This window comes from Enterobacter sp. MGH119 (genome assembly GCF_001037675.1).
Classification (GTDB): Bacteria; Pseudomonadota; Gammaproteobacteria; order Enterobacterales; family Enterobacteriaceae; genus Enterobacter; species Enterobacter hormaechei_C.
On sequence record NZ_KQ089929.1, the window covers coordinates 1449321 to 1475340 of the forward strand.

Below are 26020 nucleotides of genomic sequence, written 5' to 3' on the forward strand. Positions count from 1 at the left end.
AGCCGGTAAAGTGGAGAGAAACGCATGGGGCAGTTAGTAACACTTCATGAGTGGGCATCTGGTCCTAATGGATTCAAATATCCATTAAGCAACTCAGCATTAAACAAAATAGCAAAGACCAAACAGACTTATCCGCCAGCCTTAAAGCAAGGTCGACGCTGGGTAATAGATGAAGATGCTCGTTTTGTTGGCATGGTTGGCAGTGTTGATATTTCGTCATCATTATCAGACAAGGCCCGCCAGTTAGTGGAGAAAGCAATAAATGGCAGCTCGCCCCAGAAAACATAATGTCAAAATACCCAACCTTTACTGTAAGTTAGATAAACGTACTTCAAAAATTTATTGGCAATATCGCCACCCTGTAACAGGTTCATTTATTGGATTCGGAACAGATGATGAAGCGGCAAAAGCTGCTGCAATCGAGATGAACCGTATAACAGCAGAACAAGAAACTCAGCAATCTTATGCTCTGATTGATATGGCAATGAAGAGCTCAGGGAAAAAGGATCAAGGTATACGTGTTTCTGAGTGGATTAAAAAATACATCGAAATTCAGATGGAAAGGTTGCGTGACGGTGAGATAAAAAACCCTACTGTAAAATCCAGACGATTATGTTCTCAGATTCTCGCAGATAGAGTGCCAAACCTTCGCCTGAAGGATGTTGATACAAGACTCATTGCAAAAATTATTGATGAATATAAGGCAGAGGGAAAGCACAGAATGGGCCAACTGATAAGAAGCGTACTAAACGACGTGTTCAAAGAGGCGCAGCATGCTGGCGAGGTTGATCCTGGCTATAACCCAGCCTTAGCTGTAAAAAATCCAATAGCCAAAGTAAAACGAAGCAGACTTAGCATTGAACAATGGAAGTTGATTTTTGAAAGCGCAGGCTCTTTACCTCCTTGCGCTCAAAATTCTATGCTTTTGGCTTTAGTAACCGGGCAAAGGATAGGTGACATAGTCGAGATGAAGTTTAGTGACATTTGGGATAATCACCTTCATGTTACCCAAAATAAAACCGGAATGAAGTTAGCTATCCCCTTAAATTTAAGGTGCGATGCAATCGGGTTGACTCTGGCTGATGTTATTAGTAAGTGTCGCGATAGAGTAGTAAGCCCTTATCTGATCCACCATGTTAAGCATCACGCTTACGGTAAAGCGGGATCTCACGTTCCAGAAAAAACGATATCAAGATATTTTAAGGAGGCAAGAGATAAAGCAAATATTACCTGGCCTAAGGATTGCACTGCCCTTCCGCCGTTTCATGAACAGCGCTCGCTTTCATCAAGAACATACAAAGCTCAGGGTATAGATGTCAAAACTCTTTTAGGGCATAAAACCGAAGCAATGAGCGTAATGTATGGAGATGATCGTGGTCTAGAATGGAAAAAAGTTGTGATTTAAACAGGGAGTTTTGGGGAATTATTTTGGGGATGTTTTGGGGAAAGAGTTTTATAAATTAAATTCAGTCACTTAGAATTTAGCGAATTGCTCCAGAAACAGTCATCCACCAGCAACGCATGACCCAACAGCCAGCGCTCCCGCTGGCTGTTTTCTTTCAGCCCTCTCCGTCCCGTGCTAATGTAGCAAGCTACGTATTGGCAAATCACAGGTGAAATCGTTATGTCTGATGACGTGACCGGGACGACGACCCATCAGCGGCTAATCAGCTTATTAACCGAGCAGGAGGCGCGCTTTCGCGTGGTGGCGCATGAGGCCGTTGGGAAATGCGAAGCGGTCAGTGAAATTCGCGGGACCGATCTCCGGCAGGGTGCAAAAGCACTGGTCTGCAAGGTAAAAGGCAACGGCGTTAAGAAACATATTCTGGCAATCCTTGCCGCCGATCGGCAGGCCGATCTGAGCCTGCTGGCCAGCCATTTCGGTGGGCTAAAGGCCTCTCTCGCCAGTCCGGCAGAAGTGGATGCGCTTACCGGCTGCGTTTTCGGCGCCATTCCCCCCTTCAGCTTTCATCCGGATCTGACGCTGGTCGCCGATCCGCTGCTGTTTGAGCGCTTCGATGAAATCGCCTTTAACGCCGGCCTGCTGGAAAAATCGGTGATAATGGATACCCAGGACTATCTGCGTATCGCCCGTCCTGAACTGGTGACGTTCCGTAAACAATAAATACAGCGGCTGGCTAACGGTCAGCCGTTTTCCAGCAGCAGCACGGAAGCAATCAAAATAATCGCGATGATAAAAAATGATGAGGAAATAATTAGCGTTTCGACAAACATAGGATCGTTCATGATGCCCTCTGCTTTGCCCATTTACCTCTTTTTTTACTCCCCCACAATGACAGCTAAATGACAATGACGCGTCCGCGAAATGACGATTTTTTCGCTGAAACGATTCGCTGTTAACGATCCTCCCCCGTATAAAGTCACTGTTTAAATATTTTATTTGTTACCGGTATCACGAAAAGAAATTTACGTAACCCCGATGCCAGATCTCGCAATTGTTAACCTCTTCATCCTGGTTAACCCTGTTTACGGAGCACCTCAAAAATAAACCTTACACTGGCAAGGTGAATACAATGACCGAGATAATTACCCGTAAAGAAAAGATCAGTTATGGGTTAGGCGATATGGCGAGCCATATTGGGCTGGATAACGTCATTATTTTTCTGACGTTTTACTATACGGACGTGGTGGAGCTACCTGCCGCATTCGTGGGCACCATGTTTCTTCTGGCGAGAACCGCCGATGCCATAATAGACCCGGCGATGGGCTATATCGCTGACAGGACGCGCACGCGCTGGGGCAAATTCCGTCCCTGGATGCTGTGGCTGGCGCTGCCCTTTGGCGCAAGTTGTCTGCTGACCTACGCCGTGCCGGCGTCCCTCGATCTGCACGGTAAAATGATTTTCGCCACCGTCAGTTATACCCTGATGATGCTGATGTATACCGCAATCAATATTCCCTATTGCTCCATGGGCGCGGTGATTACGCCCGACAACGATGCGCGAATTTCCCTACAGTCTTATCGCTTTTTCCTTGCCACTTTGGGTGGCGCGCTGTCGACATTCTTTATGATGCCGCTGGCAGAGTTTTTAGGTGGCGACGATAAATTACTGGGCTACCGCTGGGCAATGGCCATTATGGCGACCGTCGCGGTCGTCATGTTCTGGATCTGCTTCGCCAATACGCGTGAACGTATTAAGGCTCCCGCTACCCACAATAATTATCTTGCGGAACTGCGGGATTTATTACGAAACGACCAATGGCGGATTGTCGCCGTCTTGGTATTAACCAACATTGGTTTTGGCGTTATTCGCCTTGGCGCAATGATGTATTTCGTCACTTATTATCTCGGTAGCGCAAGCTATTTTATGTGGATGCTCGGGGCGCATATTCTCGGGAAAGCCGCAGGCAGCGCGCTGGCCAAACGTCTGACGCAGAACGTCAGCAAAGTGCAGATGTTTGGATACTGTTCCGTACTGGCGGGGGTACTCAGCATCGCTCTGTTCTTTGCGCCTAAGTCGGTGCTTATTCTGGTGCCCATGACGTTTATCGTCTCCACCCTTTACCAGGCCACCACCACGCTGATGTGGGTAATGATGGCGGACGTCGCCGATTACGGCGAATGGAAACAGGGCAAACGCATGGACGGCGTGATCTTCTCCACCTTCCTCGCCGTACTCAAGTTGGGGATGGCGATCAGCGGCGCGATTGTTGGCTGGACGCTGGGCTTAAGCGGTTATGTTGCCAATGCCCCGGAGCAGACCAACACGGCCATGTACTGCATCATCGCCCTCTTCACCGTCGTGCCTGGCGTCTTGTCACTCTGCGCGTTTGCCACGCTGCGCTGGTATAAGCTCGACGACAGCACAATGCAATCCATCCATCTCGCCAAAAACCCTGTTTAGAAGGACGCGTTATCCATGAGTGAGCTGATTCAACATTCCAACAGCATCGAATGGCGTTTTGAACGCCAGATCCTGCGTATTGAACCGTGGGGAGAAAACAGCCTGCGCGTCAGGGCCACCTGCTCCCCGGCTTTTGAGGACACCTTACAGGCACTGTTGCCCGCCGCCCCTTGCCAGGCTGAGATTATCGCCGAAGCGGAAAGCCTGACGCTGCGCAACGGCAATATTACCGCGACGCTGAACCTTAAAGGTCAGCTGGCCTTCTACAATCAGCGCGGCGAACTGCTGCTGGAAGAGATGTGGCGCCAGCGTTCAACGGTGGGTATCGGTGCCAGCGAGAAGAGTCAGGATAAATATGTCAGCGCCCTGAAGCTGGATGGCCGTGAATTTAAGCCGCTAATGGGGGGAAAATATCAGCTCACCGTCCGGTTTGAATCGCGTCCGGATGAACGCATCTATGGCATGGGTCAGTATCAACAGCCGTGGCTGGATCTGAAAGGCTGTACGCTGGAACTGGCGCAGCGCAACTCCCAGGCCAGCGTGCCCTTTATGCAGTCCAGCCTTGGCTATGGCCTGCTGTGGAACAATCCGGCGATTGGTGAAGCCAGCTTTGCAAAAAATCAGACGGAATGGCGCGCCCGCGTGACGGGAGAAATGGACTACTGGATCACCGCCGCTGATACGGTGGCGGATATCACCCGCCAGTATGTAAAAGCCACCGGAACTCCGCCCGCCGCCCCGGCGTTTATCAGCGGGCTGTGGCAGTGCAAATTACGCTACCGCACCCAGCAGGAGGTGCTGGAGGTTGCGCGGGAGTATCGCCGCCGTAATCTGCCGCTGTCGGTGATGGTCATCGACTTTTTCCACTGGCCGAATCAGGGCACCTGGTGCTTCGACCCCGTAGACTGGCCCGACCCTGAAGGGATGGTCGACGAGCTGCGCGAAATGGGTATTGCGCTGATGGTGTCGGTGTGGCCAACGGTAGAGGCGCGCAGCCCTCTCTATCCGCTGATGAAAGCCAAAGGCTGGCTGGTCAGCAGTGAACGTGGCGTGCAGGTCAACCTCGACTTTATGGGCAATACCACCTTCTTTGATGCGACCCATCCTGAGGCGCGGAAATTCGTCTGGGATACGGTGAAGAAAAATTACTACGACATGGGCATTAAGCTGTTCTGGCTGGACGAAGCGGAACCGGAATACCGCGCCTATGATTTTGACAACTATCGCTACCACGCCGGTCCGGTACTGGAAGTGGGCAATCGCTACCCGCGTGATTTTGCGCAGGGCTTTTACGATGGGCTCCAGGCAAACGGTGAAACCGACATTGTTAACCTTGTACGCTGCGCCTGGGCAGGCAGCCAGCGATTCGGCGTGCTGGCGTGGTCGGGTGATGTCCACTCCTCATTCCATGCTTTTCGCAATCAACTCGCCGCGGGACTGAATATGGGCCTGGCGGGGATCCCATGGTGGACGACCGATATCGGCGGCTTCCAGGGAGGGAACGTTAACGACCCGGCGTTCCACGAATTACTGATCCGTTGGTTCCAGTGGGCGGTGTTTACACCGGTTCTGCGCATGCACGGCTATCGCGAACCGCAGATCCAGCCTCCGGAGCGCTACCGTGACGGCATTCCTCAGTGTAACAGCGGTTCGCCTAATGAGCTGTGGAGTTACGGAGAAGAGAATTACGCCATCATGCAGCACTGGCTTACCGTGCGCGAAACCCTGCGCCCGTATATTGACGCGTTGTACCAGCAGGCTCATCTGCACGGAGACCCGCTCATGCGTCCGCTGTTCTGGCACTATCCGCAGGACAAGCAGAGCTGGGCGTGTGAAGATCAGTATCTGTTTGGCGAAGATCTTCTGGTGGCACCGGTTATGCAGGCCGGCCAGCGTGAGCGCGATGTCTGGTTGCCGACGGGCAATAGCTGGGTCGCTCTCAACGGTGAGCGCTACGCCGGTGGGGAGCATATCAGGGTGCCTGCGGCGCTGGAAACCATCCCGGTGTTTATCCGCGAAGGAAGTCCGCTTATCCAGCAGCTGGTGGACTGACGTCAGGCAAGTGCCCAAAAATAGACAATTTTTTCAGTAAAGCCTGCCTGCCGTCGCGTTTGCGCGTAAAGTAAGCAGGCTTACTATTTTTGGCAAGGATCCCGTCATGTTCGACCCTACACTGCTCATACTTCTGGCCCTGGCTGCACTGGGTTTTGTCAGCCACAACACCACCGTCGCGATTTCCATTCTGGTCCTGATCATCGTTCGCGTCACACCGTTGAACACCTTCTTCCCGTGGATAGAAAAACAGGGGCTTACCATCGGGATCATTATTTTGACCATCGGCGTGATGGCCCCGATTGCCAGCGGAACGCTACCGGCCTCAACGCTGCTGCACTCCTTTGTAAACTGGAAATCGCTGGTGGCGATTGCGGTGGGCGTTTTTGTCTCGTGGCTTGGCGGTCGCGGCGTGACGCTGATGAGCAGCCAGCCTTCGCTGGTGGCGGGGCTGCTGGTGGGCACCGTGTTAGGCGTGGCGCTGTTTCGTGGCGTGCCGGTTGGCCCACTGATTGCTGCCGGTCTGGTTTCGCTGTTTATCGGGAAGTCGTAGTCAGGCTGGCGATATAGCGGGCCGGCGTCTGTCCCAGTCCTTTCTTAAACATGGTGATGAAGGCGGTGGTGGAGTCATACCCCAGCGCCTGCGCCGCCTGCTGGACCGACTTCCCGCCGATCAAAAACTGCAATGCGACAATCAGCTGGAGCTGGTGCCGCCAGCGGCGAAAGCTTAAGCCGGTCTCTTTCACCACCAGCCGCGCCAGATTGCGTTCGCTCATGGCAAAGTGGCTTGCCCACTGCGCCAGCGTCTGCCAGGCGGCAGGTTCGTTTGCCATGGTCTCACTCATCAGGCGAATTTTTGGATGCGGAGATACCGGCAGCTGTAGATGCTCCTGCGGTTGCAGGGGCAGTTCATCAAACAGGACGTCTACCAGCCTTCCGGTAGCGGGAAGAGGCAACTCTTCCCGTGACCTGTCCGCAAGCGCCAGCACCAGCTCCCGCACCAGGGGCGATATTTTCAGCGTACAGGTACGCGTCGGCAATTCGAGCGCACCGGGTTCAATAAACAGCAGGCAGAGCTGCGCGCCGGGCGTCGCCTTGTTGCTGTGCGGCGTTTGTCCTGGGATCCACACCGCATACTGGGGCGGCACCATCAGCATCGCGCTCTCCACTTCACAGGTGATCGCTCCACCCAGCGCCATAATCAGCTGCCCTTTGCGGTGCTGATGCAGCGGAATAAATTGTTCCTGTGCCACCACGCGGATGCGAAAGGCCACCGCCGCGTCGTGCTGGCTATCGGGATCGTAGCCGTCGAGCCCCAGTCCGTACATAAAGTTGTCCGATATTAGCGATAAACTGTCATTTTAGCCTGATTTCAACCACGACTTAAATCGGTATGGTATGCGCTCGCCTGAACGTAAGAGACAATAATGACTACTGCTATTCAACCTTCCGGGAAACAGGGTGCGCTGCTGGTTGCAGGCATCCTGATGATCGCCACGACGCTGCGCGTCACCTTTACCGGTGTCGCCCCCCTGCTCGACACCATCCGACAGGACTATGGCTTAAGCACGGCGCAAACCGGCCTGCTAACAACGCTGCCCCTGCTTGCCTTCGCCTTTATCTCTCCCCTTGCCGCAGGCGTCGCCCGGCGCCTGGGCATGGAGCGCAGCCTTTTTATCGCTCTGCTGCTGATTTGCATCGGGATTGGCGTACGTTCGCTGCCGTCGGCCGCGCTGCTGTTTATCGGTACGGCGATCGTGGGCTGTGGGATTGCGCTGGGCAATGTCCTGTTACCTGGCTTAATCAAACGTGATTTTCCGGGCCAGGTCGCAAAACTCACGGGGGCGTATTCGCTGACGATGGGGGCCGCCGCTGCCGCAGGGTCGGCGCTGATCGTCCCGCTGTCGCTGGGGAGTGGTGGCTGGCACGGAGCGCTGTTGATGCTGATGTTCTTCCCGCTGGTGGCGCTGCTGCTGTGGTTACCGCAATGGCGCCAGAGGCCGGCCGCCACCCTGACCGGCGCGGGCGCGTTGCACAACCGGGCTATCTGGCGCTCGGCACTCGCCTGGCAGGTGACGCTTTTTCTGGGCATTAACTCGCTGATTTACTATGTCATTATCGGCTGGTTACCCGCGATTTTGCTTAGCCACGGCTACAGCGAAACGCAGGCTGGCTCCATGCACGGGCTTCTCCAGCTGGCAACCGCTGTTCCCGGTCTCGCCATTCCGCTGATCCTGCACCGTCTTAACGATCAGCGTGGCATAGCCGGGCTTGTCGCTCTGATGTGCGCTGTCAGTGCGGCCGGGTTCTGGTTCGCGCCGGGGCTGGCCGTCGTCTGGACGCTGGTGTTTGGCTTTGGATCCGGCGCCACCATGATCCTCGGCCTGACGTTTATCGGACTGCGGGCCAGCTCGGCACATCAGGCCGCGGCGCTCTCCGGCATGGCACAGTCGATTGGCTATCTTCTGGCGGCCTGTGGCCCACCGCTGATGGGGAAAATTCACGATACCGCCGGAGACTGGCGCATTCCGCTGCTGGCCTGTGCGCTGGCTGCGGTAGTGATGGCCCTGTGCGGCATGCTGGCCGGGCGTGACCGGGAGATCACACCCCGCTGACATTCAAGGCAGACCTGACGGTCTGCTTTTTTTATCCCTGCGCCGCCCGCAGCATGGCCTGTACCAGCACGACAGGTCGCCCTTGAAGCGCAGCCCGCTCATGCTGGAACAGGGTGATGACAAAGAAAGGATGGGTTATCAGCTCTGCCGCGCGGATCTCGCCCTGCTCGTCCCAACCCGTTACGCGCATGTCGCCCCGCTCAAGCTGGCTGGCAAACTCAGACGAGACACCGTAATTGCAGTGATACCCCTCCTGAATTTCCGGCTTGCCATACGCTTTGGCAATCAGCGTGTTATTCCGCAGCTCTATCGCGTCGGTTTTTTCTACCAGCGAGCAGGTCAGCGGCGCAATCACCATCCTTCCCTCGGTATCGGTTTCGGCATGGCCTGCATCGTGCCAGCCCAGTACATTACGCGCATACTCAATCAGCGCATGCTGGAACCCGCCGCAGGTGCCGAGAAAGGGGATGCTATTCTCACGCGCGTAACGCGCCGTAATAAACGCCGCCTCGGTGTTTTTATACGGGCTTGCCGGTACCAGCCAGATGGCATCATACCCGACGAGGTCTTCGGGGCTGGTCAGCTCAGGCGTGGCGAGCCAGTCATAATCAGCGGTGAGATCCAGAACCGCAGCGGCGTCGTCAATCGCCAGCGGGATCGCCTGGTGCGCAATAACATCAGGATTGAAATCACCAACCAGCGCAATGCGCAGCGTCGTTTTAACCGGGGAGAGTTCCATGAGAGATTCCTTATGCCGGAGGATTTTCAGATAACATAAGGAGCCTCAGACTACCGATCTTTTGCAATTATCACAATACCTTAAATTGGGTGGATAAAAGCCGGGTGCTATAGTGTTCTTGCCGAACGTCGCACGGCAGGAGGAAAACGGATGATTCAATGTAAGCGCGTATATGAACAGGCAACGTCAGACGATGGTTACCGGGTGCTGGTAGACAGACTCTGGCCGCGAGGAATAAAAAAGACCGACCTCGCCTGTGATGAGTGGTGTAAATCGCTAACGCCGTCCAGCGAACTGCGAAAAGCTTTTCACAGTGAAACGATAGATTTCACTGCGTTCAGTGAAGCCTATCGTAAAGAGCTGGCGCAGCATCAGGATGAAGGCAAACGCCTGGCGGCCCTCGCCCGACAGCAGACCGTGACGCTACTCTACGGGGCGAAAAACAGGGAGCAGAATCACGCGCGGGTACTGGCGGACTGGCTACGTAAACTGTGATTAACCGATCGCCAGCTCATCCACGTTGTGTGGCATCTCGTCGGGAGTAAGCGGCATCAAATGTTCCGGGCGAACAAATGCAAAACCGTGCTGGTTATCAAAGGCGTAAACATCACCGGTGACCAGCCACAGCGCACGTGCTGATGTATCAGGTAATTGCGTCATGACGCCGTTAACCGGGTTTACGAAACGCTGGCCCGGCTGACAAAGGCCAAACAGCTCCACGGATTTACCGATATTTCGACGGCCTGCCGCCGTACGCGCACCCACGATCATCGCCATGCTGCCCGGTTTTAACTGAAACATACTTCTTCTCGCAAACGTACTGCCAGAAACTGGCTAAGAATATTCCTAAAGAGAAGTGTATCGCAGTTTTATTGCCCTTGTCATCTGGTTGGTTGCGGGTGATCGCGGCGGTAGAGATCCCATTCATCGATCACTTCCCCGCCTGGTAATTTGCACTCGGTACGTACACCCTGCGGGCTTTGAACAGGGATTTGCTCTCCCCCTTTCTCCAGACAGTACACTGACGCCGGGTTTGCCATACCAATAGCGTGAGGCGGTTGAGGCGCATCAGAAGGGGTGGTCTTTGTTGAGCAGGCGGCCAGCGGTACAACAAGCGCCAGGAGAAGATATTTCATTATCATGATCCTTCAGGGTGTAAAAACGTCAGAGTAACGGGTCATCGCCATTTTCTCCATGATTTCTCCATTAAACCTGCACGATTCCCCCTTATAGTGATACCTGTTCTCACACTGACCAGAGAACATCATTCCGTAATCAAGATGTTTTGCCCCGATCTCAACATCGGGGCTTTTTTTTAGCATCTCCCTCATCCGCTTTTAGAAGAATCTATAAAATTAATCCTGTTCATGTTTTACTATGACCGGAGTCTAAATTTTCAGCATAACATGCAGATACAGAGGTCTTCTGCATGGGAGTCAACCTGCCTCATGTCAGATATCATTCTTGCCCGTGTTTCAGAAACCCTCTCCACTGAACAATCTCTCGACAGTCTGGTGCGTCAGCTACTGGAAATGCTGGAAATTGTGACGGATATGGAATCAACCTACCTGACCAAAATCGATATTAACGCGCGTTTGCAGCACATTTTATATGCCCGTAACAGCAAGCAAATGCAAATCCCGGAAGGGTTCAGCGTGCCCTGGGACGAAACGCTCTGTAAGCGCGCCATGGATAGCGACACTTTGTTCAGTAACGAGGTGCCCGACCGCTGGCCGGAGTGTGAAGCGGCAAAAGCACTGGGTATTACAACCTATATGAGCGTGCCGGTTCACCTGGCTGACGGTTCTCTGTACGGCACGCTTTGCGCTGCCAGCACCGCACAGAAACAGTTCAGCGAGCGTGGCGAGCAGGTGATCAGGCTCTTTGCCGGGTTAATTGGTCAGTATATTCAGAAAGAGTCGCTTGTGCTTCAGCTTCGTGAAGCAAATGCGGCACTCATTACCCACTCTTACACCGACGCCCTTACCGGCCTGCCGAATCGTCGCGCCATTTTTGAAAACCTTACCACCCTGTTCTCACTGGCGCGCCATCTTAGCCGCAACCTCATGATTGCCTTTATTGACCTCGATGATTTCAAGCGAATCAATGACCAGTACGGGCATGAGGCGGGCGATCGCTTCCTCGTACAGGTCGGCAAGCGACTGACTCACGAGCAAACGCAGGATGAGATTATTGGCCGGCTCGGCGGCGATGAATTTCTGGTTGCCAGCCTGAGTCACAGCGATGATGGCGACACCAGTACAGAGATCAACGCAATCAAAACCCGCCTCAATGGTCTTATTGCGGGCGAATACGGGTTAGGCAATGCCACCATTCTTTATCCCGGTGCAAGCCTTGGCGTCGTTATTGTTGATCCTCACAGCACGGATGAAGATAGCGCCCTGCGCACCGCGGACCTCGCGATGTATCAGGATAAAAAAGGAAAAAGCAAAACAGGCTTTGTCGCGTTAGATTAAAACCGTACACTCTACGGCCTTATACAAACTCAAACAGGTGATGGCATGAGAATAGGGATCCTCTTTCCGGTGGTTATTTTTATCACAGCGGTGGTGTTTTTAGGCTGGTTTTTCCTTGGCGGTTACGCCGCGCCGGGGGCATAAATGAGAAAAACGACCATCATCATGCTGATTGTCGCCATCGTGGCCGTCGCCGGTACGCAGTTAGGCTGGTGGTAACGCCCAAAGTAAAAAGGCCGCCGTCAGGCAGCCTTTTTTAACACAGGTCAGATTTAGCTTTTGATTTTTCTGTAGATAAACAGAACAACCAGCGCGCCAATCACCGCGACGACAAAGCTGCCGAAGTTGAAGCCATCAACTCTGCCAAAGCCGAACAGGGTACTGATCCAGCCGCCGACGACTGCACCCACAATCCCCAGAATGATCGTGACGATGAAACCGCCGCCATCTTTGCCCGGCATAATCCACTTCGCCAGGATCCCCGCAATCAGCCCAAAGATAATCCAGGATAAAATTCCCATAGCTTTCCTCTCTGTATGGTTTTTGTCATTAAATCAACGACACAGAAAAGGATAGCACAGGATCTGAGAAAGGAAATTTGTGATAAGAATCACACGGCTCGTTTGAGTAAAATATGAGCAGTAAAAAATGTCGATCCACACTCATCCTGGGGTTGCATCTTCTACTGAGAAAGATTATCTTTCTCATTACTGAATAGTTGAGCAAATAACTCAGGTATTCAGTACGACATTGCTCACATTGCTTCCAGTATTTCTTGCCCACTTTTTAGTGGGCTTTTTTTTTTGCCTCAACCCACCAAAATCTGGCGTTTTTTCTGTGGAGGTGAAACGCTATTCTCTGTGGCTTCTGAATAACCAAAAAGCGTTGATAACATGAACGTATCGAGCAAGTTCGTCATCTGCCTTAATCTTGTTTCTGCCAGTACGCTACTGTTACTGCTCTCAACACGGTTTGAGTGGTTCTGAGTTGAAAGGAGCCTGGCAGGGTGGATTTCCTTCCGATTCCGTGCCGGCTCAACTCTCATACTTGTAGCTTTTATGACCTGTGATAAGATCCCTGCACCTCAGGACGTGGCGGGACAGCAGGAAAATGAAGAAGGCCATTGCCGTTGCTATCATCTCAACCCTAATGGTCGTCCTGTCGCTGTATGCGGTTAACGCCATTATCGTTGAGCAGCAAAAGAACCGGCAGAGGGAGATCTCCCACACGCTCTTAAGCTATTCCGAAGAGTTAACGCAAAATATCGCCAGTACGCTTAAAAATACCTCCGCGCAGGGATGCGATAGCGCCAGTCTGAACGTCTACCGAAAATTAAAGATGCGTAGTCTCTATTTCGCCGATGTGGGGTTTATTGAAAAGGGGAAAATCACCTGCACCGCGTTTTGGGGCAAGCTGGCAAATCCCATCGCCCTTCCCCCTGAGCTGCATAAAACCCAGAACGGATTCAGTCTGGCGCAGTTTTCGCAGAAAGATTTCTTTATCGGTAATGCGACAATTTATAACCACCTTATTATTTTCACCTCCCGTTCAGCCTACGATAAATTTGCCCCCGTTACCGCCAACTATTCGCTTCGTTCTTCCACTAAAGATTTCGGCCGCACCTTTTTCACCGTTACGCCGCCATCAGAAAACTTCAGCCGCTTACAGTCTCTGTTATTTACGCTGGCTGTGACAGAGTGCAGTACACGCTGGGATTTGTGTGTCACCGTCACACACCACGATGCCGGACTGGCTTCGCTCTCCCACGTAGTGATGGTGCTTCTGTGCTTGTTTTTATACTTTATCTGGGTATCCCTGACGCTGTTTTCTCTTCGACTTTATGAAGACCGACGTTCTCTGGAACGAACGCTGGTCAAAGCGGTAAAAGCGAATACCATCAGCGTTCATTTTCAGCCCGTTATTCGGGTGGCTGATAAGAAAATCGTCGGGGTTGAAGTGTTATCAAGATGGCAGGATAACAATCACAAAGAGGTTTCTCCTGAGCTGTTTATCCCGTTAATCAAAAAAATTGGCCTGTATAACGTTTATTATCAGAACATGATAAAGAAATCCCTGGCGGAAATTGCCGCGCTGGCCGCTGAACATCAGTTAATGATTTCACTGAACGTTGGCCGGACGGAAATTGAAGACGGCAAATTCCTGTCGGTATTACGTCATGCATGCTCAGAGAACGCGATTCCTTTATCGTTAATCAAAGTTGAGTTATCCGAGAATGGCGTTTCCACCTCGGCCATCCTTGAAGAGTTTTGTGAGGAGCTTAAATCGGCAGGCGTCAAAATTTCAATAGACGATTTTGGCGTGCAAAACTCTAATCTTGCCAGGCTCACAAATCTCAAATATGACGAAATCAAGGTAGATAAGTCGTTAGTGGACGGCATCAGCGAGCACTATAAACAGGATATCCTGGTGATCTTCAGCGACGCGCTCGCTAAACTGAACAAAACCCTGGTTTTTGAAGGGGTTGAAAGCGAAACACAATTTCAGTTCATCGCGCAGAGATACCCCGATGCCCTCGTACAAGGCTGGTACTTTTCAAAGTCGCTAACCCGGCACGACCTCGCCAGGCTGCTGGCAGACTCAGCGCGATGATGCGTTATTCATTGCCCCACTGATTCAGGAAGTTCGCAATATCGTCAATGCGCGCTTCGTCTATCTCCGCCTGGACAGCCATCTCCCGCTGCGCCTCTTCACTGATTTCCTCATTGTTGTATAAGCGAGTGAGCAGCAGCTGGAAATAGTGTGCCAGCGGCGTACGCTCTGCCTCTTCTACCGGTTTCGCCGTTTCAGTCGCATACTCGTCGACGATGTCATAATACTTGAGCGGGATATCATGGGTCATAGCGTTGTTTCCGTCTTGTGTGCATAAAAAACGGGAACCCTCAGGCTCCCGTTGTCATTTAACCCAGCGAGTGGATTACATGTTCGCGATAATCGCGTCGCCAAACTCTGAGCATTTCAGCAGTTTAGCGCCTTCCATCAGACGTTCAAAGTCATAGGTGACGGTTTTCGCGTTAATCGCGCCTTCCATACCCTTAACGATCAGGTCTGCGGCTTCGAACCATTCCATATGACGCAGCATCATCTCTGCGGACAGAATGATAGAGCCTGGGTTGACTTTGTCCTGGCCTGCGTATTTAGGTGCAGTACCGTGAGTGGCTTCGAACAGGGCGCACTCGTCACCGATGTTCGCGCCCGGGGCGATACCGATACCACCCACCTGTGCTGCCAGCGCATCGGAGATGTAGTCACCATTCAGGTTCATACAGGCGATCACGTCATACTCAGCAGGACGCAGCAGGATCTGTTGCAGAAACGCATCGGCAATCACATCTTTAATGATGATCTCTTTACCGGTGTTCGGGTTCTTAATTTTCTGCCATGGGCCGCCGTCGATCAGTTCACCGCCGAACTCTTCGGTCGCCAGCTGGTAGCCCCAGTCTTTGAACGCGCCTTCGGTGAACTTCATGATATTGCCTTTGTGCACCAGGGTCACAGAGTCACGATCGTTGGTGATAGCGTATTCGATGGCGGCACGCACCAGACGCTTGGTCCCTTCTTCGGAGCACGGCTTGATGCCGATGCCGCAATGCTCAGGGAAGCGAATTTTCTTCACGCCCATCTCTTCGCGCAGGAATTTAATCACTTTTTCTGCGTCAGCAGAGTCCGCTTTCCATTCGATACCCGCGTAGATGTCTTCAGAGTTTTCACGGAAGATAACCATGTCGGTCAGTTCCGGGTGCTTAACTGGGCTTGGGGTGCCCTGGTAGTAACGCACCGGACGCAGACACACATACAGATCCAGTTCCTGACGCAGCGCCACGTTCAGGGAGCGAATGCCGCCGCCAACTGGCGTGGTCAGAGGGCCTTTGATAGCAACGCGATAGTCGCGGATCAGGTCCAGCGTTTCGGCTGGCAGCCAGACGTCCTGGCCATAAACTTGAGTGGATTTTTCACCGGTGTAAATTTCCATCCAGGAAATTTTACGCTCGCCTTTGTAGGCTTTCTCAACAGCGGCATCAACCACTTTCAGCATCGCCGGGGTAACGTCTACACCGATACCGTCACCTTCGATGAACGGGATAATCGGGTTGTGAGGAACGTTAATCTTGCCGTTTTGCAGGGTGATCTTTTTACCTTCCGCCGGAACAACTACTTTGCTTTCCATTAACCTCTCCTTCGAGCGCTTCTGGTTGTTACTGATCTTATGTTAATAAATTGTAATGAGCCTTCCGATAGTACCTGATTGTCCGACGCCATGAAAGGTCTTCGTTATTAGGCTATAATGCGGCAATTGATAACGCCTGAAAATACCATGACGAAAACTTCTTTTAGAAAACACCGGGTTGAGCGATTCAGCTCACGACAAGCCACCAGAAGAACGCCAGAACCCCAGCCAACGCGGGTCATACTGTTCAATAAACCCTACGATGTATTGCCGCAGTTTACCGACGAGGCCGGGCGCAGCACGCTGAAGGACTTTATCCCCGTACAGGGAGTCTACGCAGCGGGACGTCTGGATCGCGACAGCGAGGGGCTGCTGGTCCTTACCAATGACGGCGTGCTCCAGGCCAGGCTTACTCAGCCGGGCAAACGTACCGGAAAAATTTACTATGTGCAGGTTGAAGGCGAGCCGGACGACGCGTCGCTGGCAAAGCTGCGCAACGGCGTAACGCTGAACGACGGTCCCACCCTGCCGGCTGGTATTGAACGTGTGAATGAACCCGAGTGGCTGTGGCCGCGCAACCCGCCGATTCGTGAGCGCAAATCCATTCCTACCAGCTGGCTTAAAATCACCCTTTATGAAGGCCGCAACCGACAGGTCAGGCGCATGACTGCGCATGTGGGCTTCCCTACCCTGCGACTCATTCGCTACGCCATGGGCAGCTATACGCTGGACTCGCTGGCAAACGGGGAATGGCGGGATGTTACCCCTAAGGAGAACTGATGTTTAAACCTCATGTTACGGTCGCCTGCGTGGTACACGCGCAGGGGAAATTCCTGGTGGTGGAAGAGACCATTAACGGCAAAGCGCTGTGGAACCAGCCAGCCGGGCATCTTGAAGCCAATGAAACCTTATTGCAGGCAGCGAAACGCGAGCTCTGGGAAGAGACGGGTATCCGCGCCGAACCGCAGCGCTTTATCCGTATGCATCAGTGGATAGCGCCTGACCAGACACCTTTCCTGCGCTTTTTATTCGCCGTTGAGCTTAACGAAACGTGCGCCACTGAACCGCACGACGACGATATCGATCGCTGCCTGTGGGTGACCGCAGACGAGATCCTGAACGCGTCAAACCTGCGCTCGCCGCTGGTTGCGGAAAGCATCCGCTGCTGGCAGTCTGCGGCGCGCCTGCCGCTGGATGTCATTGCAGAATTTAACTGGCCGTTTACAGAGGGTGTCAATGGTGGGGGGGCGTGATAGAATACGCCGCCTTGAAGTTCAATGTCGTGAGTATTCCATGTCAGATAACAGCCAGAAAAAAGTAATCGTCGGCATGTCCGGCGGTGTCGATTCCTCCGTTTCCGCCTACCTGTTGCAGCAACAGGGCTATAAGGTGGAGGGCCTGTTCATGAAGAACTGGGAGGAAGACGATGGCGAGGAATACTGCACTGCCGCTGCGGATCTCGCCGATGCGCAGGCCGTGTGCGATAAACTCGGCATCGAACTGCACACCGTTAACTTTGCCGCAGAATACTGGGACAACGTTTTTGAACTCTTCCTCGAAGAGTACAAAGCGGGCCGCACGCCAAACCCGGATATCCTGTGCAACAAAGAGATCAAATTCAAAGCCTTCCTGGAATTCGCTGCGGAAGACCTGGGCGCAGACTACATTGCGACTGGCCACTACGTGCGTCGCGCGGATGTGAATGGCAAAAGCCAGCTGCTGCGCGGCCTGGACGGCAATAAAGATCAGAGCTACTTCCTCTATACGCTGAGCCACGAACAGATTGCCCAAAGTCTGTTCCCGGTCGGCGAGCTGGAAAAGCCGGAAGTGCGTAAGATTGCTGAAGATCTGGATCTGATCACCGCGAAGAAAAAAGACTCCACCGGTATTTGTTTTATCGGCGAGCGTAAATTCCGCGAGTTCCTGGGGCGCTACCTGCCTGCACAGCCGGGCAAAATCGTCACCGTTGACGGTGATGAGATTGGTCAGCACCAGGGACTGATGTACCACACTCTCGGCCAGCGTAAAGGTCTGGGTATCGGCGGCACCAAAGAGGGCAGCGAAGATCCGTGGTACGTGGTCGACAAAGACGTCGAAAACAATATTCTGGTTGTGGCTCAGGGTCACGACCACCCGCGCCTGATGTCCGTTGGACTGATCGCGCAACAGCTGCACTGGGTCGATCGCGAGCCGCTGAAAGGCACGCTGCGCTGCACAGTGAAAACGCGCTACCGCCAGACGGACATCCCTTGCACCGTAACCGCACTGGATGGCGATCGCATTGACGTGCGTTTCGACGAGCCGGTTTCCGCCGTTACCCCTGGCCAGTCTGCTGTTTTCTACAGCGGCGAAATTTGCCTCGGCGGTGGGATCATTGAACAGCGCCTGCCGCTGCCTGCTGTTTAAACCGTTTGCACACATAAAGGAGACCGTGTGGCGAAGAACTATTACGACATCACCCTGGCGCTGGCGGGAATTTGCCAGTCAGCCCGTCTGGTGCAACAGCTGGCGCATCAGGGTCATTGCGACGCTGACGCCCTGCACGTTTCACTTAACAGCGTTATCGACCTCAACCCAGGCTCCACGCTGGGCGTCTTTGGCGGCAGTGAAACCAATCTTCGTCTCGGTCTTGAAACTCTGCTCGGCGTGCTCAACGCCAGCAACCGTCAGGGGTTGAATGCGGAACTGACCCGCTACACCTTAAGCCTGATGGTGCTGGAACGTAAGCTGAACACGGCAAAAGGCGCAATGAATACCCTGGGCGATCGCATCGCCGGGCTACAGCGCCAGCTCGACCACTTTGACCTCCAGTCTGAGACCCTGCTGAGCGCGATGGCCGGTATCTACGTTGACGTGATTAGCCCGCTCGGCCCGCGTATTCAGGTCACCGGTTCGCCTGCCGTATTGCAAAGCCCACAGGTACAGGCGAAGGTACGCGCTTCGCTGCTGGCAGGCATCCGTGCCGCCGTGCTGTGGCAACAGGTCGGCGGTGGCCGCCTACAGTTAATGTTTTCTCGTCATCGCCTGACTACTCAGGCAAAACAAATTCTTGCTCATTGTTAACCTCCCGGAGTTGCGAATTATGGAATTATCCTCACTGACCGCCGTATCCCCTGTCGATGGACGCTACGGCGATAAAGTCAGCGCGCTGCGCGGGATCTTCAGCGAATATGGCCTGCTGAAGTTCCGTGTTCAGGTTGAAGTACGCTGGCTGCAAAAGCTGGCCGCCCAGACAGCAATCAAGGAAGTTCCTGCTTTTGACGCAAAGGCAAACGATTACCTTGATAAAATCGTTGCTGAGTTCAGCGAAGAAGATGCCGCGCGCATTAAAACCATCGAACGCACCACCAACCACGACGTGAAAGCAGTTGAATACTTCCTGAAAGAGAAAGTGGCATGCGTCCCTGCCCTGCACGCGGTATCTGAATTTATTCACTTCGCCTGTACGTCTGAGGATATTAACAACCTGTCTCACGCGCTGATGCTCTCTACCGCGCGGAAAGAGGTGGTACTCCCTTACTGGCGTAAAATCATTGATGCGGTGAAAGCGCTGTCCGTGGAATACCGCGACATTCCGCTGCTGTCCCGTACTCACGGCCAGCCAGCAACCCCATCTACCATGGGTAAAGAGATGGCGAACGTGGCGTACCGCATGGAACGCCAGTATCGTCAGCTGGAGCAGGTTGAGATCCTCGGCAAAATCAACGGCGCGGTGGGTAACTACAACGCCCACATCGCCGCGTACCCGGAAGTGGACTGGCACCAGTTCAGCGAAGAATTTGTGACCTCTCTGGGGATCCAGTGGAACCCGTACACCACCCAGATTGAGCCGCACGACTACATCGCCGAGCTGTTTGACTGCATTGCGCGCTTCAACACCATCCTGATCGACTTCGATCGTGACGTATGGGGTTACATCGCCCTGAACCACTTCAAGCAGAAAACCATCGCCGGGGAAATCGGTTCGTCCACCATGCCGCACAAAGTGAACCCAATCGACTTCGAAAACTCCGAAGGTAACCTGGGTCTGGCAAATGCCGTGTTGCAGCATATGGCGAGCAAGCTGCCGGTATCCCGCTGGCAGCGCGACCTGACTGACTCCACGGTGCTGCGTAACCTGGGCGTAGGTATTGGCTACGCGCTGATCGCCTACCAGTCCACCCTGAAAGGTGTGAGCAAACTGGAAGTTAATCGCGACCGTCTGCTGGACGAGCTGGATCACAACTGGGAAGTGCTGGCGGAGCCGATTCAGACCGTGATGCGTCGTTACGGCATTGAAAAACCGTACGAGAAACTCAAAGAGCTGACCCGCGGTAAACGCGTTGATGCTGAGGGTATGAAACAGTTTATCGATGGTCTGGCGCTGCCCGAAGAAGAAAAAGCGCGCCTGAAAGAGATGACCCCGGCAAACTATATTGGCCGTGCCATCACTATGGTTGACGAGCTGAAGTAATCGCCCTTCCCCCTTTCCATCCGGAAAGGGGGCTGTTTTTCATCATCGAGTTGATGTTTTCACGTCACATTACCTGTTTTGCCGGGATTAAAGCCTGCCGTCAGGATGGTTGTTAATTTTCGTCGTGGAATAACTTTCCGGAATATATCGTTTTAAGCCGAACGGGCACAGTTTGAACTGGCACGGGGTTTCAGCCGTGCACGGACGATCTATCTCTTGCCGGTTGCCTGGACACGCGTTTTTCTGTTTGAACCCCATCCAGCCTATGGATGTAAAGGGCATTGCCTGCGCTATCCATACTCTACGGCGTCGATCGTTAATCAGGATCCCCTGGTTTGAGGTGGTGATGATTTCACCTGTACGAACGTAATAATCTCCCTTTAACCACAGGATATAATTCAGGCCATACTGTGTTTCAACTTTGCAAAAGATAGTTCCGCTTTCCGGGCTCGCAATAGTCTCAACAACCTTCCATTCCATAAAACCCTCTTTACTCGCTATATTGCTGTTTTGTCGTGTAAAAATGCTGCTTTTCTGGCACATCTTATGCAAATCTAATTTCGCACCATAAAATAAGCATAGACAAAGGCATACATAGTGAGAACATCCTTACAAAAAAAAGGGCAATCTTTACAAAACTGGCGTGACCCTTCTGTCAAAAAAGCGACTCGCCTTCAACATTTCATAAACGGATGGCTGTTTTATCCGGATTGCAGAAGCTTGCGAAAACAAGTCCGTTTATATTACCCGCGCCTGGCGTCATGCCCCCTGTGTTCTGGAGCATGCAAAAAAATCATTTAATTTCATCGCGCTGGTGTCAACCTGAATAATCAGCGTTAAACTATTCATACCATTTATAAAGGGAGAAGTGATGATGCGCGTACTGGTTGTTGAGGATAACGCATTGCTACGTCATCACCTGAAAGTTCAACTTCAGGAGATGGGTCATCAGGTGGACGATGCTGAAGACGCAAAAGAGGCCGATTATTATCTCAATGAACACCTGCCGGACATCGCCATTGTCGATTTAGGGCTACCGGATGAAGACGGATTGTCCCTTATCCGCCGCTGGCGTAGCCATGACGTTTCCCTGCCGGTGCTGGTGCTAACTGCCCGTGAAGGCTGGCAGGACAAGGTTGAAGTCCTGAGCGCTGGCGCGGATGACTACGTGACCAAACCCTTCCATATTGAAGAAGTCGCCGCGCGTATGCAGGCGCTTCTGCGCCGCAACAGCGGGCTGGCGTCGCAGGTGATCTCTCTGCCGCCATTCCAGGTGGATCTCTCCCGCCGCGAATTTTCTATTAATGATGAAGTGATCAAGCTGACCGCATTCGAATACACCATCATGGAAACGCTGATCCGTAACAACGGTAAAGTGGTGAGCAAAGATTCCCTGATGCTTCAGCTCTATCCGGATGCCGAACTGCGCGAAAGCCACACCATTGACGTGCTGATGGGCCGCCTGCGTAAAAAAATTCAGGCGCAGTACCCGCATGACGTGATCACCACCGTGCGTGGTCAGGGCTACCTGTTTGAATTACGCTAAATGAAAGGGATTTTGCGTCACATTTTACCCCTTTCGCTGCGGGTTCGCTTTTTGCTGGCAACCGCCGCCGTCGTGCTGGTGCTGTCGCTCTCTTACGGGATGGTGGCGCTGGTCGGGTATAGCGTGAGCTTCGATAAAACCACCTTCCGCCTGCTTCGCGGCGAAAGTAACCTGTTTTATACCCTGGCGAAGTGGGAGAACAACCGAATCACCGTCGAGATGCCGGAAAACCTGAATCAGCAGAGCCCGACGCTGGCGCTGATCTACGATGAAAAAGGGAAATTGCTGTGGGCCCAGCGCGATGTCCCGTGGCTGAAAAAGCGCATCCGTCCGGAATGGCTGAAAACCAACGGTTTTCATGAAATAGAAGCCGATCTCAACTCCACCAGCAGCCTGCTGCGTGACGATCGCGCCTTACAGATCAAGCTTAATGAGATCCGTGCCGAAGATGACGACACGGAGATGACCCACTCTGTGGCCATCAACCTTTATCCCGCCACCCTGAACATGCCGCAGTTAACCATTGTGGTGATCGATACCATCCCGGTTGAGCTGAAACGCTCATATATGGTATGGAACTGGTTTGTGTATGTTCTGGCTGCCAACCTGCTGCTGGTGATCCCTCTCCTGTGGGTTGCTGCATGGTGGAGCCTCCGCCCGATTGAATCCCTTGCCAAAGAGGTGCGCGAGCTGGAAGAACATCACCGCGAGAAGCTGAACCCGGAAACTACGCGCGAACTGACCAGCCTGGTGCGCAACCTCAACCGCCTGCTGAAAAGCGAACGTGAACGCTACGACAAGTATCGCACGACGCTCACCGACCTTACGCACAGCCTGAAAACCCCGCTGGCGGTGATGCAGAGTACCCTGCGTTCCATGCGCAGTTCGAAAATGAGCGTGGATGATGCAGAGCCGGTGATGCTGGAACAAATCAGCCGTATTTCACAGCAGATCGGCTATTACCTGCACCGCGCGAGCATGCGCTCCGGAAGCGCTCTGTTGAGCCGTGAACTGCACCCGGTAGCCCCGCTGCTGGATAACCTCACCTCGGCGCTGAACAAGGTGTACCAGCGTAAAGGGGTCAACATCAGTCTGGATATCTCACCGGAAATTAGCTTTGTTGGCGAGAAGAATGACTTTATGGAAGTGATGGGAAACCTGCTCGATAACGCCTGCAAATATTGTCTGGAGTTTGTCGAGGTCTCCGCGCGGGTAACGGATAACGAACTGCATATTATCGTTGAGGATGATGGTCCTGGCATTCCCCGTAATAAACGCGAAGTGGTGTTCGATCGCGGCCAGCGCGCCGATACGCTGCGGCCAGGCCAGGGCGTCGGATTATCCGTCGCCAGGGAAATTGTCGATCAGTACGAGGGCAAGATTGAAACCGGTGAAAGTTTGCTGGGCGGAGCCCGGATGGAAGTCATTTTTGGCCGCCAGCATCCCGTATCGAACGATAGTTGACCCGGAATGTGAAAAATACGCGGATCTCGCAGCCAGGGAGCGGGGCTTCCGTTATAATCCGACTCAGTAAGAGCCTGCGGAATACATAAATATGGATTATCAATTAACGCTTAACTGGCCCGACTTTATTGAACGTTACTGGCAAAAACGCCCGGTCGTTCTTAAACGCGGGATCAGCAATTTTATCGACCCTATTTCTCCTGACGAACTCGCTGGTCTGGCGATGGAAAACGAGGTAGACAGCCGTCTGGTAAGCCACCAGGACGGGAAATGGCAGGTCAGCCACGGTCCCTTTGAAAGCTACGATCACCTGGGCGAAAACAACTGGTCTTTACTGGTGCAGGCGGTCAACAACTGGCACGAACCTACCGCAGCCTTAATGCGTCCCTTCCGCGCCCTGCCAGACTGGCGAATGGACGATCTGATGATCTCCTTCTCCGTTCCCGGTGGCGGCGTGGGTCCGCATCTGGATCAGTACGACGTGTTTATCATTCAGGGTACCGGTCGCCGTCGCTGGCGCGTGGGCGAAAAAGTGCCAATGAAACAGCACTGCCCGCACCCGGATCTGCTCCAGGTTGATCCGTTTGAAGGGATCATTGATGAAGAGCTGGAGCCAGGTGACATTCTTTATATCCCACCGGGCTTCCCGCATGAAGGTTATTCCCTGGAAAACTCGCTGAACTATTCGGTTGGTTTCCGCGCGCCAAGCGGGCGCGAGATGATCAGCGGATTTGCTGACTATGTTTTACAGCGTGAGCTGGGCAGTTACCGTTACAGCGATCCGGACGTTCCGGCGCGTGAGCATCCGGCGGATATTCTGCCAGAGGAGCTGGATAAGCTGCGCGGGATGATGCTGGATCTGATCAACGAACCGGAGCACTTCAGACAGTGGTTTGGCGAGTTTATCAGCCAGTCGCGTCACGAACTGGACGTCGCACCGCCAGAGCCGCCTTATCAGGCAGATGAAATTTATGATGCGCTCCAGCAGGGCGATAAGCTGGTTCGTCTGGGCGGATTACGTGTACTGCGCATTGGCGAAGAGGTATTCGTCAACGGCGAGCGCCTGGACTCTCCGCATCGCCCGGCGCTGGAAGCGATTGCCAGCCATATGGTGCTGACTGCGGATACCTTTGGCGACGCGCTGGACGATCCCTCCTTCCTCGCCATGCTGGCCGCGCTGGTTAACAGCGGGTACTGGTTTTTTGAGGACTGAACCATGATGTTTGCCGGGTGGCAGCTACGCCTTACCCGGCCTACAAAAGCCGTTCCTGTAGGCCCGGTAAGCGAAGCGCCACCGGGCTTTTTTTACCGCTTCGCGGTTAACTCCGCTATCCGCACAATCACCTGCACCGCTTTCTCCATCCCTTCCAGCGTCACGAACTCATGCTTGCCGTGGTAGTTATATCCACCGGTAAACAGGTTCGGGCACGGCAGGCCCATAAACGACAGCTGTGAACCATCGGTTCCACCACGGATCGGTTTCATCACCGGCTCGATGTCACAATCGCGCATCGCCTGCTGGGCGATATCAAGAATGTGCGGATGTACCATCACCTTCTCGCGCATATTGTAATAGCTGTCTTCGATGATGAGCTCAATATAGCAATCCGGATGTAGCCCCTTGCCGACTTTTTTCGCGATCTCCATCATCTTACGCTTGCGCGCTTCAAAGGCTTTGCGGTCGAAATCGCGGACAATATAGTGCATCTGCGCGCTGTCCACGGTCCCCTTGATGCTGGTCAGATGATAAAAACCCTCATACCCTTCCGTCATCTCCGGGCTCTCTTCGGCGGGCACTTCCGCATGAATACGCGCAGCCAGCGACAGTGCATTCACCATCACTCCTTTCGCAGAGCCCGGGTGCACGTTATTCCCGACGATTTTGATCGTTACCGATGCCGCGTTGAAGTTTTCATACTCAAGTTCACCCACGCCGCCACCGTCAACGGTGTAGGCCCATTGCGCGTTAAACGCCTCAACGTCAAAGTGTTTCGCGCCTTTTCCAACCTCTTCATCCGGCGTGAAGGCCACGCGGATATCGCCATGCGGGATATTTTTGCCCTTCAGCACCGCCAGCGCCGTCATGATCTCGGCGATGCCCGCTTTGTCATCGGCCCCCAGCAAGGTTTTGCCGTCGGTAGTGATTAACGTCTGCCCCAGCAGCTGATGCAGTACCGGGAACATCACTGGCGACAGCACTTCGTCGCCAATGCCCAGTGCTATATCACCGCCGCGGTAGTTTTCAACAATCTGCGGATTAACGTGTTTACCGCTAAAATCAGGTGAGGTATCGACATGAGAAATAAAGCCAATTGCCGGGATATCGCCGTCAATATTCGCCGGCAGCGTTCCCATCACGGTCCCTTTTTCGCTGAGCGTGACGTCAACCAACCCCATAGCCTCCATCTGCTCTTTCAGCAGATTTAGCAGCTTCCACTGGCCTTCGGTGCTTGGCACCTGTCGGACCCCCGGCTTAGATTGGGTATCCAGCGAAACGTAATGTAAGAAACGCTCAAGTAGTTTATCCATGCAGTCACCCTCACTTTTTGTGACAACATTATCATTAAGCAGCAAAACGCAAATATTGCGTCAGGTCACTTTTATCCCGCAAACGAGAACTTT

Annotated in this window: 31 protein-coding genes; 21 read left to right on the forward strand and 10 right to left on the reverse strand. The window is 53.3% G+C overall.

Annotated features, from left to right (window positions below; translation table 11 throughout):
• Positions 1 to 24: 24 nt before the first annotated feature.
• From SK53_RS22615 to SK53_RS06900, 3 genes are all read left to right on the forward strand, one after another.
• Positions 25 to 288, forward strand: a complete 264-nt coding sequence (locus SK53_RS22615) for an excisionase (protein WP_022650818.1) — start codon at positions 25 to 27, stop codon at positions 286 to 288.
• A complete protein-coding gene (locus SK53_RS06895) occupies positions 263 to 1405 on the forward strand; it encodes a phage integrase Arm DNA-binding domain-containing protein (RefSeq protein ID WP_006809195.1) in 1143 nt (380 codons plus the stop codon). The genes SK53_RS22615 and SK53_RS06895 overlap by 26 nt, the downstream gene beginning before the upstream one ends.
• 219 nt (positions 1406 to 1624) lie before the next feature.
• Entirely contained in the window at positions 1625 to 2125 is a 501-nt protein-coding gene (locus tag SK53_RS06900; RefSeq protein WP_022650816.1) for a YbaK/prolyl-tRNA synthetase associated domain-containing protein, read from the forward strand.
• A gap of 20 nt (positions 2126 to 2145) precedes the next feature.
• Here the strand turns inward: SK53_RS06900 and yoaI are convergent, their stop codons facing one another.
• Entirely contained in the window at positions 2146 to 2247 is a 102-nt protein-coding gene (gene yoaI, locus SK53_RS23900; RefSeq protein ID WP_017384693.1) for a small membrane protein YoaI, read from the reverse strand.
• A 287-nt stretch (positions 2248 to 2534) separates the two neighbouring features.
• On the opposite strand from yoaI, the gene SK53_RS06905 reads away from it, so the two are divergent.
• The 3 genes from SK53_RS06905 to SK53_RS06915 all read left to right on the forward strand — a co-directional run bounded on the left by SK53_RS06905 (position 2535) and on the right by SK53_RS06915 (position 6471).
• Positions 2535 to 3866 (forward strand): glycoside-pentoside-hexuronide (GPH):cation symporter, encoded by a 1332-nt coding sequence (locus SK53_RS06905; RefSeq protein ID WP_048208909.1) that lies wholly within the window; start codon positions 2535 to 2537, stop codon positions 3864 to 3866.
• Positions 3867 to 3881: 15 nt separating this feature from the next.
• Positions 3882 to 5918 (forward strand): glycoside hydrolase family 31 protein, encoded by a 2037-nt coding sequence (locus SK53_RS06910; protein ID WP_048208911.1) that lies wholly within the window; start codon positions 3882 to 3884, stop codon positions 5916 to 5918.
• Between the two features lie 106 nt (positions 5919 to 6024).
• Positions 6025 to 6471, forward strand: a complete 447-nt coding sequence (locus SK53_RS06915; protein WP_003857881.1) for a DUF441 domain-containing protein — start codon at positions 6025 to 6027, stop codon at positions 6469 to 6471.
• Here SK53_RS06915 and SK53_RS06920 read toward each other — a convergent pair.
• Entirely contained in the window at positions 6455 to 7246 is a 792-nt protein-coding gene (locus SK53_RS06920) for an AraC family transcriptional regulator (protein WP_022650813.1), read from the reverse strand. The two genes, SK53_RS06915 and SK53_RS06920, sit on opposite strands and share 17 nt — an antisense overlap.
• Before the next feature lie 99 nt (positions 7247 to 7345).
• On the opposite strand from SK53_RS06920, the gene SK53_RS06925 reads away from it, so the two are divergent.
• The gene (locus tag SK53_RS06925; RefSeq protein WP_022650812.1) at positions 7346 to 8533 is read left to right on the forward strand and encodes a CynX/NimT family MFS transporter; all 1188 of its coding nucleotides are present in this window, start codon (positions 7346 to 7348) and stop codon (positions 8531 to 8533) included.
• 31 nt (positions 8534 to 8564) lie between these two features.
• On the opposite strand, the gene SK53_RS06930 is transcribed toward SK53_RS06925, so the two are convergent.
• Positions 8565 to 9272, reverse strand: a complete 708-nt coding sequence (locus SK53_RS06930) for a CTP synthase C-terminal region-related (seleno)protein (RefSeq protein WP_048208913.1) — start codon at positions 9270 to 9272, stop codon at positions 8565 to 8567.
• A gap of 150 nt (positions 9273 to 9422) precedes the next feature.
• On the opposite strand from SK53_RS06930, the gene SK53_RS06935 reads away from it, so the two are divergent.
• Entirely contained in the window at positions 9423 to 9767 is a 345-nt protein-coding gene (locus tag SK53_RS06935) for a DUF488 domain-containing protein (RefSeq protein WP_003857886.1), read from the forward strand.
• Here the strand turns inward: SK53_RS06935 and SK53_RS06940 are convergent, their stop codons facing one another.
• Both SK53_RS06940 and SK53_RS23340 read right to left on the reverse strand, forming a co-directional pair.
• Positions 9768 to 10073, reverse strand: a complete 306-nt coding sequence (locus SK53_RS06940; protein ID WP_022650810.1) for a hypothetical protein — start codon at positions 10071 to 10073, stop codon at positions 9768 to 9770.
• 80 nt (positions 10074 to 10153) lie between these two features.
• Positions 10154 to 10408, reverse strand: coding sequence for a putative hemolysin (locus SK53_RS23340; RefSeq protein ID WP_023315857.1), 255 nt, complete (start codon positions 10406 to 10408; stop codon positions 10154 to 10156).
• Positions 10409 to 10720: 312 nt separating this feature from the next.
• On the opposite strand from SK53_RS23340, the gene SK53_RS06955 reads away from it, so the two are divergent.
• Genes SK53_RS06955 through yoaJ form a run of 3 tightly spaced genes read left to right on the forward strand, consistent with a single transcriptional unit; the run spans position 10721 to position 11968 of the window.
• Positions 10721 to 11749 carry a sensor domain-containing diguanylate cyclase gene (locus tag SK53_RS06955; protein WP_048208916.1) on the forward strand — a complete coding sequence of 343 codons (1029 nt, stop codon included), beginning with the start codon at positions 10721 to 10723 and terminating at the stop codon, positions 11747 to 11749.
• A gap of 45 nt (positions 11750 to 11794) precedes the next feature.
• Positions 11795 to 11893 carry a YoaK family small membrane protein gene (locus tag SK53_RS23580; protein ID WP_015570793.1) on the forward strand — a complete coding sequence of 33 codons (99 nt, stop codon included), beginning with the start codon at positions 11795 to 11797 and terminating at the stop codon, positions 11891 to 11893.
• Positions 11894 to 11968 carry a protein YoaJ gene (yoaJ, locus tag SK53_RS24045; protein WP_015570794.1) on the forward strand — a complete coding sequence of 25 codons (75 nt, stop codon included), beginning with the start codon at positions 11894 to 11896 and terminating at the stop codon, positions 11966 to 11968.
• 53 nt (positions 11969 to 12021) lie between these two features.
• On the opposite strand, the gene SK53_RS06965 is transcribed toward yoaJ, so the two are convergent.
• A complete protein-coding gene (locus SK53_RS06965; RefSeq protein WP_003857896.1) occupies positions 12022 to 12270 on the reverse strand; it encodes a GlsB/YeaQ/YmgE family stress response membrane protein in 249 nt (82 codons plus the stop codon).
• 372 nt (positions 12271 to 12642) lie between these two features.
• On the opposite strand from SK53_RS06965, the gene yncL reads away from it, so the two are divergent.
• Together yncL and SK53_RS06970 are read left to right on the forward strand one after the other, a co-directional pair.
• The gene (yncL, locus tag SK53_RS22635) at positions 12643 to 12735 is read left to right on the forward strand and encodes a stress response membrane protein YncL (RefSeq protein WP_071524166.1); all 93 of its coding nucleotides are present in this window, start codon (positions 12643 to 12645) and stop codon (positions 12733 to 12735) included.
• Between the two features lie 124 nt (positions 12736 to 12859).
• Positions 12860 to 14359 carry an EAL domain-containing protein gene (locus SK53_RS06970; protein WP_022650807.1) on the forward strand — a complete coding sequence of 500 codons (1500 nt, stop codon included), beginning with the start codon at positions 12860 to 12862 and terminating at the stop codon, positions 14357 to 14359.
• A 4-nt stretch (positions 14360 to 14363) separates the two neighbouring features.
• Here SK53_RS06970 and SK53_RS06975 read toward each other — a convergent pair whose 3' ends face one another.
• Both SK53_RS06975 and icd read right to left on the reverse strand, forming a co-directional pair.
• Positions 14364 to 14609, reverse strand: coding sequence for a YmjA family protein (locus SK53_RS06975; protein WP_022650806.1), 246 nt, complete (start codon positions 14607 to 14609; stop codon positions 14364 to 14366).
• A gap of 75 nt (positions 14610 to 14684) precedes the next feature.
• Positions 14685 to 15935 (reverse strand): NADP-dependent isocitrate dehydrogenase, encoded by a 1251-nt coding sequence (icd, locus tag SK53_RS06980; RefSeq protein ID WP_003857898.1) that lies wholly within the window; start codon positions 15933 to 15935, stop codon positions 14685 to 14687.
• Between the two features lie 117 nt (positions 15936 to 16052).
• Here icd and rluE point away from each other — a divergent pair, with 117 nt between their 5' ends.
• The 5 genes from rluE to purB are packed head-to-tail and all read left to right on the forward strand — an operon-like array spanning position 16053 to position 20388.
• A complete protein-coding gene (gene rluE, locus SK53_RS06985) occupies positions 16053 to 16715 on the forward strand; it encodes a 23S rRNA pseudouridine(2457) synthase RluE (RefSeq protein ID WP_022650805.1) in 663 nt (220 codons plus the stop codon).
• On the forward strand, positions 16715 to 17188 hold the full coding sequence (locus SK53_RS06990) for an NUDIX hydrolase (protein WP_045897334.1): 474 nt from the start codon (positions 16715 to 16717) through the stop codon (positions 17186 to 17188). The genes rluE and SK53_RS06990 overlap by 1 nt, the downstream gene beginning before the upstream one ends.
• 40 nt (positions 17189 to 17228) lie before the next feature.
• Positions 17229 to 18341, forward strand: coding sequence for a tRNA 2-thiouridine(34) synthase MnmA (mnmA, locus tag SK53_RS06995; protein WP_048208918.1), 1113 nt, complete (start codon positions 17229 to 17231; stop codon positions 18339 to 18341).
• Positions 18342 to 18368: 27 nt separating this feature from the next.
• Complete coding sequence (hflD, locus tag SK53_RS07000; protein ID WP_003857903.1) at positions 18369 to 18998, forward strand: high frequency lysogenization protein HflD; 630 nt, start codon at positions 18369 to 18371, stop codon at positions 18996 to 18998.
• Between the two features lie 19 nt (positions 18999 to 19017).
• Positions 19018 to 20388 carry an adenylosuccinate lyase gene (purB, locus tag SK53_RS07005; RefSeq protein ID WP_022650802.1) on the forward strand — a complete coding sequence of 457 codons (1371 nt, stop codon included), beginning with the start codon at positions 19018 to 19020 and terminating at the stop codon, positions 20386 to 20388.
• 87 nt (positions 20389 to 20475) lie between these two features.
• On the opposite strand, the gene SK53_RS07010 is transcribed toward purB, so the two are convergent.
• On the reverse strand, positions 20476 to 20868 hold the full coding sequence (locus SK53_RS07010) for a hypothetical protein (RefSeq protein ID WP_181011168.1): 393 nt from the start codon (positions 20866 to 20868) through the stop codon (positions 20476 to 20478).
• Between the two features lie 394 nt (positions 20869 to 21262).
• Between SK53_RS07010 and phoP the strand changes: the two genes are divergently transcribed.
• The 3 genes from phoP to SK53_RS07025 all read left to right on the forward strand — a co-directional run bounded on the left by phoP (position 21263) and on the right by SK53_RS07025 (position 24611).
• Positions 21263 to 21934 (forward strand): two-component system response regulator PhoP, encoded by a 672-nt coding sequence (gene phoP, locus SK53_RS07015; protein WP_026094318.1) that lies wholly within the window; start codon positions 21263 to 21265, stop codon positions 21932 to 21934.
• The gene (phoQ, locus tag SK53_RS07020; protein ID WP_015570801.1) at positions 21935 to 23398 is read left to right on the forward strand and encodes a two-component system sensor histidine kinase PhoQ; all 1464 of its coding nucleotides are present in this window, start codon (positions 21935 to 21937) and stop codon (positions 23396 to 23398) included. It begins immediately after the preceding gene.
• 91 nt (positions 23399 to 23489) lie between these two features.
• A complete protein-coding gene (locus SK53_RS07025) occupies positions 23490 to 24611 on the forward strand; it encodes a ribosomal protein uL16 3-hydroxylase (protein ID WP_003857909.1) in 1122 nt (373 codons plus the stop codon).
• Positions 24612 to 24703: 92 nt separating this feature from the next.
• On the opposite strand, the gene pepT is transcribed toward SK53_RS07025, so the two are convergent.
• Complete coding sequence (pepT, locus tag SK53_RS07030; RefSeq protein ID WP_048208923.1) at positions 24704 to 25927, reverse strand: peptidase T; 1224 nt, start codon at positions 25925 to 25927, stop codon at positions 24704 to 24706.
• Between the last annotated feature and the right edge of the window lie 93 nt (positions 25928 to 26020).